Annotated in this window: 12 protein-coding genes and 1 pseudogene; 7 read left to right on the forward strand and 6 right to left on the reverse strand. The window is 46.6% G+C overall.

The features are described 5' to 3' along the window. The first annotated feature begins 122 nt into the window (after nucleotides 1–122). Nucleotides 123–386 (forward strand): type II toxin-antitoxin system HicA family toxin, encoded by a 264-nt coding sequence (locus KUA48_RS13830; RefSeq protein ID WP_153073825.1) that lies wholly within the window; start codon nucleotides 123–125, stop codon nucleotides 384–386. A gap of 12 nt (nucleotides 387–398) precedes the next feature. Continuing rightward, nucleotides 399–752: a type II toxin-antitoxin system HicB family antitoxin gene (locus KUA48_RS13835; protein ID WP_117727056.1), complete on the forward strand. Its 354-nt coding sequence runs from the start codon at nucleotides 399–401 to the stop codon at nucleotides 750–752. A gap of 79 nt (nucleotides 753–831) precedes the next feature. Here the strand turns inward: KUA48_RS13835 and KUA48_RS13840 are convergent, their stop codons facing one another. Continuing rightward, nucleotides 832–2,295, reverse strand: coding sequence for a DUF1846 domain-containing protein (locus tag KUA48_RS13840; RefSeq protein ID WP_153094359.1), 1,464 nt, complete (start codon nucleotides 2,293–2,295; stop codon nucleotides 832–834). Between the two features lie 198 nt (nucleotides 2,296–2,493). On the opposite strand from KUA48_RS13840, the gene KUA48_RS13845 reads away from it, so the two are divergent. Next, nucleotides 2,494–3,777 (forward strand): O-acetylhomoserine aminocarboxypropyltransferase/cysteine synthase family protein, encoded by a 1,284-nt coding sequence (locus KUA48_RS13845; RefSeq protein ID WP_118086070.1) that lies wholly within the window; start codon nucleotides 2,494–2,496, stop codon nucleotides 3,775–3,777. A 53-nt stretch (nucleotides 3,778–3,830) separates the two neighbouring features. Further along, a complete protein-coding gene (locus tag KUA48_RS13850) occupies nucleotides 3,831–5,993 on the forward strand; it encodes a S9 family peptidase (RefSeq protein WP_218431703.1) in 2,163 nt (720 codons plus the stop codon). A 62-nt stretch (nucleotides 5,994–6,055) separates the two neighbouring features. Here the strand turns inward: KUA48_RS13850 and KUA48_RS13855 are convergent, their stop codons facing one another. After that, entirely contained in the window at nucleotides 6,056–7,582 is a 1,527-nt protein-coding gene (locus tag KUA48_RS13855; protein ID WP_118255188.1) for a peptide MFS transporter, read from the reverse strand. A gap of 302 nt (nucleotides 7,583–7,884) precedes the next feature. Between KUA48_RS13855 and KUA48_RS13860 the strand changes: the two genes are divergently transcribed. Next, nucleotides 7,885–8,760 (forward strand): RNA polymerase sigma factor RpoD/SigA, encoded by an 876-nt coding sequence (locus tag KUA48_RS13860; protein WP_006847025.1) that lies wholly within the window; start codon nucleotides 7,885–7,887, stop codon nucleotides 8,758–8,760. A 181-nt stretch (nucleotides 8,761–8,941) separates the two neighbouring features. Here KUA48_RS13860 and KUA48_RS13865 read toward each other — a convergent pair whose 3' ends face one another. The 4 genes from KUA48_RS13865 to KUA48_RS13880 form a co-directional block, all read right to left on the reverse strand. Then, the gene (locus KUA48_RS13865) at nucleotides 8,942–9,616 is read right to left on the reverse strand and encodes a hypothetical protein (protein WP_118086064.1); all 675 of its coding nucleotides are present in this window, start codon (nucleotides 9,614–9,616) and stop codon (nucleotides 8,942–8,944) included. Between the two features lie 121 nt (nucleotides 9,617–9,737). Then, nucleotides 9,738–11,114 carry a nitrate/nitrite transporter gene (locus KUA48_RS13870; protein ID WP_153088405.1) on the reverse strand — a complete coding sequence of 459 codons (1,377 nt, stop codon included), beginning with the start codon at nucleotides 11,112–11,114 and terminating at the stop codon, nucleotides 9,738–9,740. Between the two features lie 62 nt (nucleotides 11,115–11,176). Next, nucleotides 11,177–11,938: a porin family protein gene (locus tag KUA48_RS13875; protein WP_117587342.1), complete on the reverse strand. Its 762-nt coding sequence runs from the start codon at nucleotides 11,936–11,938 to the stop codon at nucleotides 11,177–11,179. A gap of 41 nt (nucleotides 11,939–11,979) precedes the next feature. Further along, a complete protein-coding gene (locus KUA48_RS13880; RefSeq protein ID WP_252190616.1) occupies nucleotides 11,980–13,374 on the reverse strand; it encodes a LysM peptidoglycan-binding domain-containing protein in 1,395 nt (464 codons plus the stop codon). 239 nt (nucleotides 13,375–13,613) lie between these two features. Between KUA48_RS13880 and KUA48_RS13885 the strand changes: the two are divergent. Then, nucleotides 13,614–13,922: pseudogene (locus KUA48_RS13885) on the forward strand (T9SS C-terminal target domain-containing protein); the annotation flags it as partial. A gap of 27 nt (nucleotides 13,923–13,949) precedes the next feature. Then, nucleotides 13,950–16,790 carry an excinuclease ABC subunit UvrA gene (gene uvrA, locus KUA48_RS13890; RefSeq protein WP_218431701.1) on the forward strand — a complete coding sequence of 947 codons (2,841 nt, stop codon included), beginning with the start codon at nucleotides 13,950–13,952 and terminating at the stop codon, nucleotides 16,788–16,790. Nucleotides 16,791–16,892: the final 102 nt, after the last annotated feature.

Consider the following 16,892-nt stretch of genomic DNA (forward strand, 5'->3'; position numbering starts at 1 on the left):
TACGCTTTTTTTATAGGATTACATACTTAAAGCCAGGAAAAGATTGTTAAAAAGCCCCAAATACTTGGCAGTGTAACTATTTTTAGTTACATTTGCAGTCGGATACATAAAGAATGTGGAAAATGAACAAGAAAGATAAACTTTTGAAACGCTTCTATAGCCTGCCGAAAGATTTCACTTTCGACGAAATAGTTAGTGTATTTTCCTGCTATGGGTTCCATCAGGAAAACAAAGGATCAACTTCTGGTTCAAGAGTCATATTTGTCAATGGCAAAGATGGCAATAGCTACATCATGCATAAGCCTCATCCTTCAAATATTATCAAAGGATATGTTATGAAACAAGTATTCACATTTCTAAAAGCTAATGGATATATTAACAAATAGGAGGAACATAATATGGGATTATTAAAATACAAAGGTTATACGGGTAGCGTAGATTATAGCGAGGAGGACAATTGCCTATATGGTAAGGTTCTCGGAATGAGCAAGGATATGATTACCTACGAAGGTCAAGACGTTAATGAATTACGCAAGGATTTTGAAGGCGCAATAGATGACTATCTTGCCTTATGTAAAGCCAATGGTAAGGCACCTCGTGTACCTTATAGTGGCAACTTAAATATCCGCATAACTCCTGAAATCCATAGTCGTATTGCGATGATGGCAATGCAAGCAGGAACAACCATCAATGGTTTTATCCGTGACACGCTAGCTAATGTGACAGGAGTTACTCCAGCCACAAACGCATAATATTACCCCCGAAAAGGTATAATTTATTAAATGATATTATAAATTATACCTTTTCGGGGGTATTTTATTTTAAGCTAATTTACTTCTTCAATACCGGCTCGCAGGTGATATTCACACCGAGTTTCTTGAAGATTTTCTGGTCTACATCACTCAGCATCACGGTGCAATGAGCCTGACAGCCACGAAGCTTAGGCAACTGCTCCAATGCCTTCCTGCAGTTCTCATCATTCTCTGAAAGAACAGAAAGAGCTACCAAAACCTCATCCGTATGAAGACGAGGATTGTGACCACCGAGATAATTCACCTTAGTATGCTGGATAGGCTCAATCATCGACTGAGGAATCAGCTTCAATTCATGGTCGATGCCTGCCAACTGCTTGGTAACATTCAGGAGCAAGGCGGCACTACAGCCCAGCAACTCGCTGCTATGACCGCAGATAATGGTACCATCCTCCAACTCAATGGCAGAAGAGGTATGACCCGTCTCCTTCTTATGATTCTTGGCAGCTACCGTCACCTTGCGGTAATCAGTAGTAATCTTAGCCTGATTGAAGAGCATCTGAATCTTATTGATCTCATCATCATTGCAAGCACCAGCCGCCATCTTGTTGGTAGCCGCATAGTAACGGCGGACAATCTCATTCTTGGATGCCTCGCAGCAAGCCTCATCATCAGAGATACAGAAACCTACCATGTTCACACCCATATCTGTAGGCGACTTGTATGGATTGCTACCATAGATACCCTCGAACAGCGCATTGAGCACAGGATAAATCTCTACATCACGGTTATAGTTGATGGCTATCTTGTTATAAGCCTCCAGATGGAACGGGTCAATCATATTCACATCGTTCAGATCGGCAGTAGCAGCCTCGTATGCGATGTTCACAGGATGCTTCAATGGGAGATTCCACACAGGGAATGTCTCAAACTTGGCATAACCGGCACGCACACCACGCTTGTTCTCATTATAAAGCTGACTCAGGCAAACCGCCATCTTACCGCTGCCAGGCCCCGGCGCAGTAACAATAACCAGCGGACGCTCTGTTTCAACATAATCGTTCTGACCGAAGCCCTCGTCAGAGGCAATCAGACTCACGTTATGAGGATAGCCCTCGATGAGATAATGGCAGTAAGTCTTGATGCCTTCGCGCTCCAGACGCTGTTTGAAGGCGATGGCGGCAGGCTGGCCATTATAATGAGTGATGACAACAGACCCCACCATGAAACCACGGTTTTGGAACTCACCACGAAGGCGCAACACGTCCTCATCGTATGTAATGCCCAAGTCGGCACGCTTCTTGTTCTTCTCTATATCGGCTGCACTAATCACAATAACAATCTCGATGCTATCGCTGATTTTCTGGAACATACGCAGTTTGCTGTCAGGCTGGAACCCCGGCAAAACTCTGCTGGCATGGTGATCGTCAAAAAGTTTACCGCCCAATTCGAGGTAAAGCTTTCCGTCAAACTGTGAGATTCTCTCCTTGATGTGTTCTGACTGAATCTTCAGATACTTCTCGTTATCGAAACCTATCTTCATACTACTTTAAATAAAACTATATCGCTATTATTTTGCAAATTTGACTGCAAAAGTACAAAAAAAACTGGCTATAGAACAATGTTTTACGCAAATTATTCTTAATTCTCAAGGATTTGCCGTATCTTTGCATCTTGCAATGGGCAGCATAACATGTCATATCGCAAAAACATGAAGTTTAAAAGAAAACATAACCAACAAATGAAAAAAAAATTACGTACCGCCTCTATCTGCGTGCAGGGAGGCTATGAGCCAAAGAACGGCGAACCTATTGAAGTGCCAATTTATCAAAGCACTACTTTCAAGTATGACAACTCTGAGGAGATGGCTATGCTCTTCGACCTGAAGAAGGAAGGCTACTTCTATACCCGTCTCCAGAACCCTACCAACGACGTTGTGGCTAAGAAGATTGCCGAACTCGAAGGTGGCGTGGGAGCCGTATTAACCAGCAGCGGTCAGGCTGCCAACTTCTATGCTGTGTTCAACATCTGCGAAGCGGGCGACCATATCGTTACATCTAATGAGATTTATGGTGGTACCTTCAATCTCTTCGGTGTAACCCTGAAGAAGCTCGGCATTGAGTGTACTTTCGTGAATCCGAACGATAGCGAAGAAGAAATCCAGAAGGCTTTCCGCCCTAACACCAAGGTTGTTTTCGGCGAAACCATCAGCAACCCGGGCTGCGCTGTACTCGACATCGAGAAGTTTGCACGTATTGCTCACAAGAATGGGGTGCCTCTCATCGTTGACAACACTTTCGCTACGCCTATCAACTGCCGCCCATTCGAATGGGGTGCCGACATCGTTACCCACAGTACTACCAAATATATGGATGGTACCGCTTCACAGGTAGGTGGTGTGGTAGTAGATAGCGGCAACTTCGACTGGATGGCTCATGCTGATAAGTTCCCAGGTCTCTGCACACCGGATGACAGCTACCATGGTCTGACCTATGTGAAGGCTTTCGGCAAGATGGGCTACACCACCAAACTCGTAGCTCAGCTGATGCGCGATCTCGGCAGCATCCCTGCCCCAATGAATTCATTCATCCTCAACCTCGGTCTTCAGAGTCTCCACCTCCGTATGCGCCAGCATTGTGCAAATGCACAGAAGGTGGCAGAGTTCCTGCAGAACGATGAGCGTGTGGCTTGGGTTCATTATAGCGGTCTGGAGGGCGATGAGTATCATGCGCTTGCCCAGAAGTATATGCCAAACGGCACCTGCGGTGTTATCGCCTTCGGATTGAAGGGAGATCGCGAGACAGCCATCAAGTTTATGGATTCTCTCGACATGATCAACATCGTAACCCATGTAGCCGATGCCCGCACCTGTGTGCTCCATCCAGCCAGTCACACCCATCGCCAGCTCAGCGAAGAGCAGCTGAAGGAAGCAGGTGTTGCGCCAGATCTGATTCGCCTCTCCGTAGGTATCGAAGATGTAGAAGACATCCTCGATGATATCAAGCAGGCTTTGGATCAGATTTAAGACAAATAGGATACATAACAACAAAGCAACATTATAACAGTAAAATTAGAAACATGATTAAAGCTATGATTTTAGCTGCTGCGGCTCTCACGATGGGCACAGCTGCTGATGCACAGACTATGATTCAGAAAAATGACATCAAGGTAGAAAACCACCTGATGACTCCTGAGGCTCTCTGGGCAATGGGACGTATCGGTGGCGCCGAAGCTTCGCCTAACGGCAAGCAGGTGGTGTACCAGGTGGGTTACTACAGTGTAAAGGAGAACAAGGGTCATCAGATGCTCTTCATCATGGATGCCAACGGCAAGAACCAGAAGGCACTGACCACGGATGCAAAGAGCGAAACAGATGCTGCCTGGATTCAGGGCGGACAGAAGATTGCCTTCATCCGCGACGGACAGCTCTGGAGCATGAACCCTGACGGTACAGGCAGAAAGCAGCTCACCAACGACAAGTTGGGCATCCAGGGATTCCGCTTCTCTCCAGATGGCAAGAAGGTAATCCTCATCAAGGAGTTGCCTTATCACGGAACCATCAAGGAGAATCCTTCTGATCTTCCATTGGCTACCGGCCGTCTCGTAACTGATATGAACTATCGCCACTGGGATCACTACGTAGAGAGCCTTCTCCATCCTTTCGTGGCTGATGTGGCTGAAGACGGTACCATCAATGCCGGCGAAGACATCCTGAAGGATGAACCATTCGAGTGCCCTATGGCTCCATTCGGTGGCATCGAGCAGCTGGCATGGAGTCCGGATTCCAAGACAATCGCCTACACCTGTCGCAAGAAGGAAGGCGTTCAGTATGCCATCTCTACCGACTCTGATATCTACCTATATAATATAGGTACGCGCGAGACAAAGAACCTCTGCAAGAAGGCTGGCTATGTAGAGCCTAAGATTGATGCTACCAAGAGCATGAAGAACCAGGCTGTCAACGCTCCTGAGAATCTGAAGAACAATCCGGGTTACGACGTGAACCCTCAGTTCTCTGCTGACGGAAAGTACATCGCTTGGCAGAGCATGGCCCGCGATGGCTACGAGAGCGACCGCAACCGCCTCTGTGTTTATGAACTCGCTACCGGCAAGAAGAACTATGTATCAGAGAAGTTCGACTCTAGCGTAGAGGGCTTCGTATGGAACAAGGACAACAAGAGCCTCAGCTTCATCGGTGTATGGCACGGAACCCTGAACCTCTATCAGGCAAACTTCAAGGGCGAAGTAAAGCAGATTACCAACGAGTGGGCTGACTACGGAAGCATCTCGCTTGCCAACAACGGCAACAAGCTTCTTGCTACCAAGGCTAGCATGAGTCATCCTACAGATATCTACATCGTAACTCCAGGCAAGGATGCCAAGAGTACCAAGGTAGAGCAGATTACCCGCGAGAACGACCATATTCTGAACCAGTTGAATATGGGTAAGTGTGAGCAGCGTTGGGTAAAGACTACCGACGGCAAGCAGATGCTGGTATGGATCATGTTGCCATCTAATTTCGATGCCAACAAGAAGTATCCTACCCTTCTCTTCTGCGAGGGTGGTCCTCAGAGTCCGGTAAGCCAGTTCTGGAGCTACCGCTGGAACATCCAGATCATGGCAGCCAACGGCTATGTTGTCGTATTGCCAAACCGCCGCGGTCTCCCTGGCTTCGGAAGCGCATGGAACGAAGAGATTTCTGGCGACTGGACAGGCCAGTGCATGAACGATTATCTTTCAGCTATTGATGATGCTGCCAACAATCTTCCTTACGTAGACAAGGATCGTCTGGGTTGTGTAGGTGCCAGCTTCGGTGGTTTCTCAGTATACTATCTCGCCGGTCATCACAACAAGCGTTTCAAGGCATTCCTCGCTCACGATGGTGCTTTCAACCTGGAGAGCATGTACACCGATACAGAGGAGGCTTGGTTCTCTAACTGGGAATACGAGGATGCTTACTGGAACAAGGACCAGAGTGCCAACGCCAAGAAGACTTACGAGAACAGTCCTCATAAGTTTGTAGACAAGTGGGATACTCCAATCCTCTGCATCCACGGCGAAAAGGATTACCGTATCAATGCCAACCAGGGCATGGGCGCCTTCAATGCAGCCCGCATGCGTGGCATCCCAGCCGAGCTCCTCATCTATCCTGATGAGAACCACTGGGTATTGAAGCCACAGAACGGCGTGCTCTGGCAGCGCACCTTCTTCGGCTGGTTAGACAAGTGGTTGAAGAAATAACATATAAAAAAGGCTTGCTCCGTAATGAAGCAAGCCTTTTTTATATATTATAATTCTAAGATTTAGCTTACGCGATTCAACTTCTTGATGATAGAGAAGATGAAGAGAGCTGAAACCAGACAGATACCTGCGAGAACACCCCAGATGGCAATGAGGTTGAAGTTCTGACCCCACATGATGCCAGGAATCATAACCAACTGGTTACCGATGGCTGTTGCACCAAACCAGAGGCCCATCATCAAACCAGCATACTTTGGAGGAGCTACCTTCGATACAAATGAAATACCGATTGGAGAAAGCAGAAGCTCTGCGAATGTAAGGATGAGGTATGTAGAGATGAGGAGGTTAGCACTTACACGTGTACCCTCTGTAGCAGGATCGCCCTGTGTCAAAGGAAGCTCCAAACCCATAGAACCTACAGCCATCCATACAAAACCGAGAGCAGCAACGAGCATACCCAAACCAATCTTCTCTGGCGATGTAGGCTCCTTGCCAATCTTGTGGAGCCATGAGAACAAAGCAACGCTCACTGGTGTCAATGCCACTACATAACATGGGTTGAACTGCTGGAAGATAGGAGCCTCAACATCTACGGCACCTTCAAGGTTGCTGTACTTGTAGAAGAGGAAAGCGATGGCAGCAACAATAACACCAAGAGAGATACCCTTACCCTTGCCGGTCTTGCTCTGTGCCAGACCGAAACAACCGTAAACCACGAAGATGCAGGCTACGAGGTTGGTAACATCGAACGCCATTGACTGCAGACCCTCTGAAGTCTTCTGTGTATAATCGCGGGCAAAGAGTGTCAATGTATTACCGTTCTGATGGAAAGCCATCCAGAAGAAGATAACCACAGCGAATACGAGACAGAGGCAGATGATGCGCTCCTTGGTCTCAGCCTTAGAAAGTTCGTTTGTCTCCGTAGCAGAAGTCTTATCATCCTTACTCTTGGTCTCAGAAGCAAGAACATGCTTGTATGTAAAGCTGAAGGCATAGTAGATAGCGATACTGAAAATCAGTGAAGCACAAGCCACAGCGAAAGCGAAGTGATATGAATCCTCCACAGAAACGCTCAGGCTCTCCTGCGCCCACTTCATAATCTTGATGGCAGCAGTAGGAGCAAACATAGCACCGATGTTGATAGCCATATAGAAGAGTGAGAAACCGGAATCACGTTTGCTGGCATACTGTGGCTCATCATAGAGACGGCCTACCATCACCTGCAGATTACCCTTGAACAGACCGGTTCCCAAAGCGATGAGAATAAGTGAAATACCCATAGCAGCAACGGCAACGGTTTCCTTGCCAAGAGGAAGTGAGAGAACAAGATAGCCGATGAACATGATGAAGATACCTGTGGTAACCATACGTCCAAAGCCAAACTTGTCGGCTGCGATACCACCGATGATAGGAAGGAAATAAACCATCATCAGGAATGTAGAATAAATAGTACTTGCCAATCCAGTTTCAAAACCGAAGTTGGCCTGCAAATAAAGCAAGAACACAGCAAGCATGGTGTAATAGCCGAAACGCTCACCCGTGTTTGCCAAAGCTAAGGCCCACAGACCTTTTGGTTGATTCTCAAACATAATTTTTTGTTTTGTTGTTATTTTATTATTTAGTTATTCTTTTCTCGCAATTTTTGTGCAAAGATACATAAATTATTCCATATTTCAAACTTATTGCACCCAAAAGCGCACTTCACATAGCATTTTTCTACTAGAAACCGGCTAAAATTCTAAAAAACAGACAAATCAGATAAAAAAAATCCGTTTATATTACAACGTAATTGCATTTTTTTTCGTACCTTTGCACCCCGAAACCATGAGGAGGTTTCAGGATACACAAAAATACTTCAAAAAATTCTAAATAGAAAGGTAAAAGGATATTTATGAGACAACTTAAGATTAGTAAGAGTATAACCAACCGTTCCAGTGAAGCACTCGACAAGTACTTGGTGGAGATTGGTAGAGAGCCTATGGTCTCTATCGATGAAGAAATCGAACTTGCCCAGAAGATTCGCAAAGGCGGTCGTGAGGGAGAACGTGCCAAGGAGAAATTGGTAAAAGCAAACCTTCGTTTCGTTGTATCTGTTGCTAAGCAATATCAGCACCAAGGTCTTTCTCTTACCGACCTCATCGACGAGGGTAACATCGGTTTGGTAAAGGCTGCTGAAAAGTTTGACGAGACCCGCGGCTTTAAGTTTATCTCATACGCCGTATGGTGGATTCGTCAGAGCATCCTGCAGGCTATTGCCGAGCAGAGCCGTATCGTTCGCCTGCCTTTGAACCAGGTAGGTGCATTGAGTAAGATTAGTGCAGAAATCAGTAAGTTTGAGCAGGAGAACCAGCGCAAACCTTCTGTTGCTGAGCTCGCTCAAATCACAAAGATGGAAGAAAGCAAAATCGACCAGACTATCAAGGCAGATAATCACCACATGAGTATCGATGCTCCATTCGGTAGCGATGATGATGACAATGCGATGGTCGACGTGATGGCTTCGGGTGATGACAGCCGTACCGACAAGGGTGTTGACTTCGAGTCTATGGCGAGCGAGCTTGACCGCGTTCTCAACTCTGTATTGAAAGACCGTGAGCGCAAGATTCTGTGCTACTGCTATGGTATAGGCTGCCACGAGAAGGGTTTGGAGGAAATCGGTAGCGAGTTCAACCTTACCCGTGAGCGTGTTCGCCAGATTCGCGAAAAGAGTATCATCAAGCTCCGTGATAGCGGTAAGATCAAAATCTTGATGAAGTACTTGGGATAAGTTAAGTGAAGAGTAAAGAACGAAGAGTGAAGAATTCTTTTGCTTTTCTTCACTAGGGTTTGGAGACGAGAGAAAAATAGATAAAACCAAGTTGCTCATAGCAACGGAAGTAAAAAGGGGCAATCAGTTGGTTCATCCCAATCTGATTGCCCTTTCTCTATTAACTATAAACTGTTAACTATTAACTATTAACAAAGTTTCCAAACTTATCAATAAAGCCACTGATACCTTCACGGGATGCTTCGAAGTAAGGATATTCATCACGCAAGCAAATTTCGTCGTAAAGGAAATCCGCCACTACCGTATCGTTACCATCCGGCATTACCAGTCCCATCTTGCCATTCTTCTCAGCTATTACCGGCATGATGCTCAAGTCATCATTATAAATGTAGCAGGTGCGCAAGAAATCATAACTTGGCGAGAGCATGATATTGCCTTGATGATCTTTCATACCAAACTTGCCATCTTGCTCAAATACTTCATGATATTGAATGTATTTCGCCTTGATGCGCTGGTAATAGAAAACCATCTTGCGCTTATCGTTGACAAAATCCAGCATATACTGGAAGGTGTCACAATAGTTGGCTACCGAACGGACCAGAATCATCTTCAAGTCAAGACCATCCAATGCTTTTCTGTTCAGATCAATATACTTGGCTATCGCCTTCTCCTTCTCTGGTACAGAGAGGCTGGCCAGCCTTTCCTCAAATTTCAACATAGCTTGCTTGGTACCCGACATACCCTTGATATACCGGTGTATCTGTCTGCCCATCTCAGAACATACAAACTTGTCAATCTCCTGCTGCTCTATCGGGTCAGCATAGTCCTTAATCAATGATTCAGGTGTCGCATTCATGGTTATTTCCTTTCTTTTAAAAATTATACTTTCAAAGATTTAGAAGAACAAAGAGCAAACGGATTCTACACTCTTCGTTTTTACTCTTCACTCAATTTGCTCTTTGTTCTTCGCTCTTCACTTATTTCACATTAGGCTTCTGCAAACCATATCCCTTTCTCTTATCTTCAAACAAGAGGAGGAAAGAGATGATAATAGCAATCACACCGAAGGTTGCAAAGATAGTCATCGTCTGGGTATAGTCGATAACACCATCAGCACCCGTGTTAGCCTGGTTCACCTTACCAATCCATACCGGAATGAGAGCCAGTCCGATGTTCTGGATATAGAAGATAAGGGCGTATGCAGTTCCTAAGAGTTTCATTGGGATAATCTTTGGCACAGATGGCCACATGGCTGATGGTACCAGTCCAAATGCAATGCCCAGGATGAGCATCAGCACGATGGCAAGCACCCATGAGTTGATTGGCAGGGCAAACATGACGTGTACAAAGGTCAGGAGGCAACTGCCGATAATCATCAGCGTAGCACCCTTGCCATACTTATCGTATATACTACCGAAGAGCGGTGTGAGGAAGATGGTACCGAATGGCAACATCGCAGGAATCAGACCTGCCAAATTAGCATCCACACCATACTTGAAAATCATCAGTTTGGTGGCAAACTTCAGGAATGGGAATACACCGGCATAGAACATCAGGCAAAGGAATGCCACATACCAGAAACCTGTTGTCTTGAACAAACCACCCAAGTCTGAAAACTTGAAACCTTCTTCCGGTTCTGTAGCTACAGCTGCTGCAGAAGCATCCTCCTTCTTGTCCATCACACAATAAACCAGATATACCAGTACACCAGCACAAAGCAATACGGCACCTAAAGCAACAGAAGCAGATACTCCACCCATTGCCTTGGCAAAAGGAAGAGAAGCACTCAGAGCTGCAGCAGTTCCCAAACGAGCCGTAGCTACCTGTACACCCATTGCCAGAGCCAACTCATGGCCCGTAAACCACTTCACGATGACCTTGCTCACTGTGATACCGCATATCTCGCATCCTACACCATAGATGGCAAAGCCAAGAGCAGCTATCACTACCTGCGTACTGTAAGTACCGAAGAATGGTACTGCAACCATTCCGTCAAACTCATGACCTAAAGCATACCACTTCAACAAGGCTCCACCAAACATCAGGACGGTAGAAAGGATACCAGTGAAACGGATGCCAAACTTATCGAGGATAAGACCACCGAAGAAGAGGAGCAGGAGGAACACATTGAAGTATCCGTAAGCTCCAGAGAAGAAGCCGTACTCATCCGAATTCCATCCGAGTCCGAGACCATTCTCTGCTCCCTTGGCTGCTGTCAAGAGAGGCTCCAGTGGAGACATCACATCTGTAAAAAAGTAACCAAACATCATCGTGATACTCACGATGAGGAGGGCGGTCCAGCGAGCTGACTTAGAGACGCTCAATTTCATCTGCATTTTTTCTGTTGTACTCATTTTTTTCAAAACATAAATGATAAACCCGTTATCATTATTAATTATCAATTATTAATTATCATCTATTTCCGTTTCACGTTCTTCGTTCTGGTGATATCAAAGAGATAAGAGAGTTTCAGAACAATCTGTCCGTAGTTACTCTTTCCGAAATAATCACGCTTAGAAGCACCGTAGATATTTCCCAGACCATAGTAGTATCGGGCTTCGGCAAGGAAATGCCCCACCTTCGGAATACTGTATTCAGCACCCAGACCCAGGGCGATACCATAATCGAGCTTGTTCTTGACTGCCATTGTATCCTGAGCCACTACCGGACTTACACGGTTATTGTCGGTTGCCGGCATGTGCTCTACCGAGAAGTTGGTCTTCTGCGAATCACTCAGATAGAGACCAAACTGCGGACCGGCATTCACGAAGATATTCAGTCCTCTTGTCTCCCTACCCCATGCCAGATGCGCGAAGATTGGCACCTGAATATAGTTGATGGTACGCTTGTAAGCCATCGCCTCTTTGGTTTCGGTTATAATCACCGGATTATTCTCCTTATCCAGGATATCCTCTTCCCATCCTGCCTGCGCATAGTTTACCTCGGCATAGATAGAACAGATGGTCTTGAAATATTTCTCACAGGTATATCTCATCGAGAAACCGCCCGTCAGTCCGCCGTGCTGCTTCTGCTGTACCTCGGGTGTGAATCCTACGCTACTCATCATATAGCCCCCATTAAAACCGATGGCGAAATCATTACGATGCTCTCCTATCTGTGCCGAAACTGGAATTCCGAAGATGAGCATCAGAATCAGCAACCCAATATTTCTATTCATTATCAACTATAAATTGTAAACTATAAATTGTAAACTGTAAACTAGTACTTCACCGCCTCTATCTGATGATTAAAGGTATAGTGAATCAACTGGAAACTCTTGTTCTTGTATCCTCCTCTACTGGTCTTCTCGAAACGGAGTGGAGTCTGCACGGGCTGGTAAGTCATCTGCTGGCGCTCACCTGTAAAGTTCTTGCCATATCTCTTGACACCCTGAATCAGATACATTCCGTGATCGAAACCGGTGATGGCGAATCTTGGCTGTGCCACCATCATAGGCTGATGGAACCATCGCTCATAACGGCTCTCAAGCGCCTTGGTCTGTGCTGAGTTCGGGTTATAATAGAAGGTGGAAGGGATATAAGTATCATACTTATAGAATCTTTCCAGATTATACTTGGCATACATCAGCCATTCGGTATAGCCGAAGAGAGAAATGGCTGCACCCGGATACTTCGCATCAAATTCGTCGAGTTTGTTCAATACCTGAGTCAACTGTGGCGAACGTCCCGTATTCAGGATTATCACATTCTGCTTGGAAGGCATGAAAGCCTTGGCAAACTGCTCGACACTTGAATTCACATTGGTGATGCTATAATTGATTTTCCTGCGTTCCAGTTCCTTGCGCAGACCGAACGTAAAGTTGCCCTTTCTCGAAGTAGAATCATTGCAGTCTACAAAGATAGGATGCACATTGGAAAAACGGCTCAGGAATGCCTTGATGGTCGCATCATTCAGTGCATCATCGCTCTGATAAACCTGGAAAATCTCTTTGTTTCTTTCTACATCATCTCCGCTGATAGAGAACGGAATCACCAGTTTGATGCCGTAGGTCTTGCAGAAGTTGGTCAGCGGAGCCACCTGCTTGGTATAAAGTGGACCAAAGATGATGTCGCATTGGTTAGCGCCCTCCTGCAAGAGTGTATTCCGGATATCAGCATCAATAGGAACGTTCCAGGCATGCACATCTATATCGGCGCCCTGCTGCTTCAGGGTTTCGCAAGCCAGCAGCAAACCGCGGTAATACTCCACCATTCGCTTGCCGTCGCCATCAACATTATGCAAAGGTAACATCACGCCTACCTTTACCGCATTTCTGGCAACAGCAGCCTTTGAGGTTGCCGGAGCTGTAGCAGTTTTCTGAACCGTCGCCCCATTCCCCGACTTCTGACCGTTCACCTGATTAGGATTCTTCTGGTCTTTGGTGTATGGAATAAAGAGCGTAGCTCCCTTCTGCAGCATGTATCCCTCACGCTTCATCTCCGGATTGGCATCCATCAGTTCAGGAAGGCTCAATCCATATTTGTTGGCGATACCAAAGATAGTATCTTTCTTCTTAACCGTGTAAATGTCGCGCCATTTTACAGTCTGCGCGCCAATGCTGACACTGAGCAGAAGCCCAACGAACAGCAGGAAATATCTCATTTTTTGTCTCATATCACAAGATTTTTTTAACGATATCTTCAAATATTTCATGTTTTCATCTGCAAAAATACAAAAAATCTTGCATCTGACGCAATATCTCTCATCTTTTTATTATCTTTGCACAAATTATTTTAGAAATGAGACGAAAAATAGCATTACTTTGCATCATGTTGCCACTTTTGACGTGTCAATTACACGCTCAGGAAGTCAACGACGACGAGGAGGACAACACAGAAGAGACGACGAAAGTCAGTTCTCTTCTCATGCCGAATGCCTTCTCTCCAAATGGCGATGGCATCAACGACATCTATAAGCCCAAGGATGGTTACCGGAACATTGAGGAGTTCCACGCCTATATATATAATAGGTGGGGACAGAAACTCTATGAATGGACCGACCCTGCCACGGGATGGGATGGCACCTACCGCGGAAAACCGGTCAAGGAGGGTGTCTACTTCTGTCTCGTCAAGGCGAAGGGAGCAGATGGCGTGGTGTATAACATCAAACGTGATGTCAACCTGCTCAGAGGTTATACCGAAGAGCAGAACAGTAACTATTAGGCAAACAGCAATTAGCAGAATTGGAATATGAATTCAGAAGAAAAGATAAATGTATGGGGCGCACGTGTCCACAACCTCAAGAACATAGATGTGGAGATTCCGCGTGATTCCCTCACCGTGATTACCGGACTCTCGGGTTCGGGCAAGAGTTCACTGGCTTTTGACACCATCTTTGCCGAAGGTCAGCGCAGATATATCGAAACATTCTCTGCCTATGCCCGCAACTTCCTGGGTAATATGGAACGCCCGGATGTTGACAAGATTACGGGATTGAGTCCGGTCATCAGCATAGAACAGAAAACCACCAACAAGAATCCCCGCTCTACCGTGGGCACTACCACCGAGATTTACGACTATCTCCGTCTGCTCTATGCCCGCGCCGGTACTGCATACAGCTATCAGAGTGGCGAGGAGATGATGAAATATACCGAGGAACAGGTCATCGACATGATTCTCAGCGATTATAAGGGCAAGGCTATCTTCCTGCTCGCTCCCCTCGTACGCCAGCGCAAGGGTCATTACCGCGAACTCTTCGAAAGTATGCGCAGAAAGGGGTATCTCTATGTGCGACTCGACGGCAACATCCTCGAAATCGTTCCCAATATGAAAACCGACCGCTACAAGAACCACAATATAGAAGCTGTGGTCGATAAACTGGTGGTGAAGGAAGAAGATGAGGAACGCATCCGCAAGAGTGTGGCAACGGCTATGAAACAGGGCGACGGCATGGTAATGGTTCTTGAGAAAGGTGCCAAGGAGGCCAAGACATACTCCAAGCGTCTCATGGACCCTGTAACGGGTATCGCCTACCAGGATTCGGCTCCTAACATGTTCTCCTTCAACTCTCCCGAAGGTGCCTGTCCGCATTGCAAGGGTCTGGGAAAGGTAAACCAGATTGATATCAAGAAGGTAATTCCCAATGATAAACTCAGCATCCATGAAGGCGGCATCGCTCCGCTCGGCAAATACAAGAACCAGATGATTTTCTGGCAGATAGAATCATTGCTCAGCAAGTATGACCTCAACCTGAAGACACCTATCTGTGAGATTCCGGGCGATGCCATGCAGGAAATTCTCTATGGTTCGCTCGAAAACGTGAAGATAGAAAAGGAAAAGGTGCATACCTCTACCGACTATTTCTGCGCCTACGATGGCATCATCGACTACCTGCAGAAGGTGATGGAGGATGACGAGAGTGCGGCGGGCAAGAAATGGGCCGACCAGTTTATCTCGACCATCGAATGTCCTGAATGCCATGGTTTGCGACTCAAAAAAGAATCGCTCTCTTTCAAAATCTGGGATAAGAATATATCCGAAGTAGCCAGTCTTGACATCGATGAACTGCGCGATTGGCTCGAAGAAGTGGAACAGCATCTGCCTTCGATGAAAGCGAAGGTGGCTCACGAAATCATCAAGGAGTTGCGCTCACGCGTTACCTTCCTCCTCGATGTGGGACTCAATTATCTCTCGCTTAACCGCCAGTCAGCTTCTCTATCGGGTGGCGAGAGCCAGCGCATCCGTCTGGCTACTCAGATTGGTAGCCAGCTGGTCAATGTACTCTATATCCTCGATGAGCCAAGCATCGGTCTGCACCAGCGCGACAACGAACGTCTGCTCAACAGTCTGAAAGAACTTCGCGACCTGGGCAATACCGTTATTGTGGTGGAGCACGATGAAGATATGATGCGGGCTGCCGACTGGATAGTAGATATCGGTCCGAAGGCGGGACGCAAGGGAGGTGAAGTTGTCTTCCAGGGCACACCTCAGGAGATGCTCAAGACCGATACCATCACCGCCCAGTATCTCAATGGCAAGATGGCTATTGAGGTGCCTGCCCTCCGCAGAGAAGGCAACGGCAAGCATATCACCATTCACGGAGCAACGGGCAACAACCTCAAGGGGGTGGATGTTGATTTTCCACTCGGCAAACTCATTGTCGTAACGGGTGTCAGCGGCTCAGGCAAATCCACTCTCATCAACGAGACTCTCCAGCCTATCCTCTCGCAGCATTTCTACCGTTCGCTCAAGAAACCGATGCCATACGAGAGCATCGAAGGTATCGAGAATATCGACAAGGTAGTGAATGTAGACCAGAGTCCGATTGGCAGAACGCCTCGCAGCAATCCAGCTACCTACACAGGCGTGTTCAGCGATATCCGCTCGCTCTTCGTAGGACTTCCCGAGGCAAAGATCCGCGGTTACAAGCCGGGCAGATTCTCCTTCAATGTGAAAGGTGGAAGATGCGAGGAATGTAAGGGTAACGGATATAAGACCATCGAAATGAACTTCCTGCCGGATGTCTACGTACCTTGTGAGGTATGCCACGGCAAACGCTACAACCGCGAGACGCTGGAGGTAAGATACAAGGGAAAGAGCATAGCCGATGTTCTCGACATGACCATCAACCAGGCGGTAGATTTCTTCGAGAATGTTCCTCAGATACTGCAGAAGATCAAAGCATTACAGAATGTAGGTCTCGGATACATCAGGTTAGGACAGAGTTCCACTACCCTCTCTGGCGGTGAAAGTCAGCGCGTAAAACTGGCTACCGAACTCTCGAAGCGTGATACGGGCAAGACGCTCTATATTCTCGATGAACCGACAACCGGTCTGCATTTCGAAGACATCCGCATACTGATGGATGTACTCCAGAAGCTGGTAGACCGTGGCAATACGGTCATTATCATCGAGCACAATCTCGATGTCATCAAACTCGCCGACTGGCTCATCGACATGGGTCCGGAAGGTGGACGAGGCGGCGGTCAGCTCCTCTTTGCCGGAACACCAGAAGAAATGGTGAAGCAGCAAAAAGGATATACCTATAAGTTCCTCGCCCCTTTACTGAAGAAATCAGGGAAACCTGAATAAATCAGGATAGGAACGAAGGCTGTGACAGAAGAAAATAAAAAAACGCTCTAAAAGTTTGGATGTTACAAATATTAAGTTTATCTTTGCATAAGATATAAAACA

The sequence above is a fragment of the Segatella copri genome, from assembly GCF_019249795.2.
GTDB classification, from domain to species: domain Bacteria; phylum Bacteroidota; class Bacteroidia; order Bacteroidales; family Bacteroidaceae; genus Prevotella; species Prevotella copri_B.

What these genes read in the sequence shown, in the direction of transcription:
- KUA48_RS13830 (WP_153073825.1), top strand. Translation starts at nt 123, where the DNA reads ATGAACAAGAAAGATAAACTTTTGAAACGCTTCTATAGCCTGCCGAAA.
- KUA48_RS13835 (WP_117727056.1), top strand. Translation starts at nt 399, where the DNA reads ATGGGATTATTAAAATACAAAGGTTATACGGGTAGCGTAGATTATAGC.
- KUA48_RS13840 (WP_153094359.1), bottom strand. Translation starts at nt 2,295, where the DNA reads ATGAAGATAGGTTTCGATAACGAGAAGTATCTGAAGATTCAGTCAGAA.
- KUA48_RS13845 (WP_118086070.1), top strand. Translation starts at nt 2,494, where the DNA reads ATGAAAAAAAAATTACGTACCGCCTCTATCTGCGTGCAGGGAGGCTAT.
- KUA48_RS13850 (WP_218431703.1), top strand. Translation starts at nt 3,831, where the DNA reads ATGATTAAAGCTATGATTTTAGCTGCTGCGGCTCTCACGATGGGCACA.
- KUA48_RS13855 (WP_118255188.1), bottom strand. Translation starts at nt 7,582, where the DNA reads ATGTTTGAGAATCAACCAAAAGGTCTGTGGGCCTTAGCTTTGGCAAAC.
- KUA48_RS13860 (WP_006847025.1), top strand. Translation starts at nt 7,885, where the DNA reads ATGAGACAACTTAAGATTAGTAAGAGTATAACCAACCGTTCCAGTGAA.
- KUA48_RS13865 (WP_118086064.1), bottom strand. Translation starts at nt 9,616, where the DNA reads ATGAATGCGACACCTGAATCATTGATTAAGGACTATGCTGACCCGATA.
- KUA48_RS13870 (WP_153088405.1), bottom strand. Translation starts at nt 11,114, where the DNA reads ATGAGTACAACAGAAAAAATGCAGATGAAATTGAGCGTCTCTAAGTCA.
- KUA48_RS13875 (WP_117587342.1), bottom strand. Translation starts at nt 11,938, where the DNA reads ATGAATAGAAATATTGGGTTGCTGATTCTGATGCTCATCTTCGGAATT.
- KUA48_RS13880 (WP_252190616.1), bottom strand. Translation starts at nt 13,374, where the DNA reads ATGAGACAAAAAATGAGATATTTCCTGCTGTTCGTTGGGCTTCTGCTC.
- uvrA (WP_218431701.1), top strand. Translation starts at nt 13,950, where the DNA reads ATGAATTCAGAAGAAAAGATAAATGTATGGGGCGCACGTGTCCACAAC.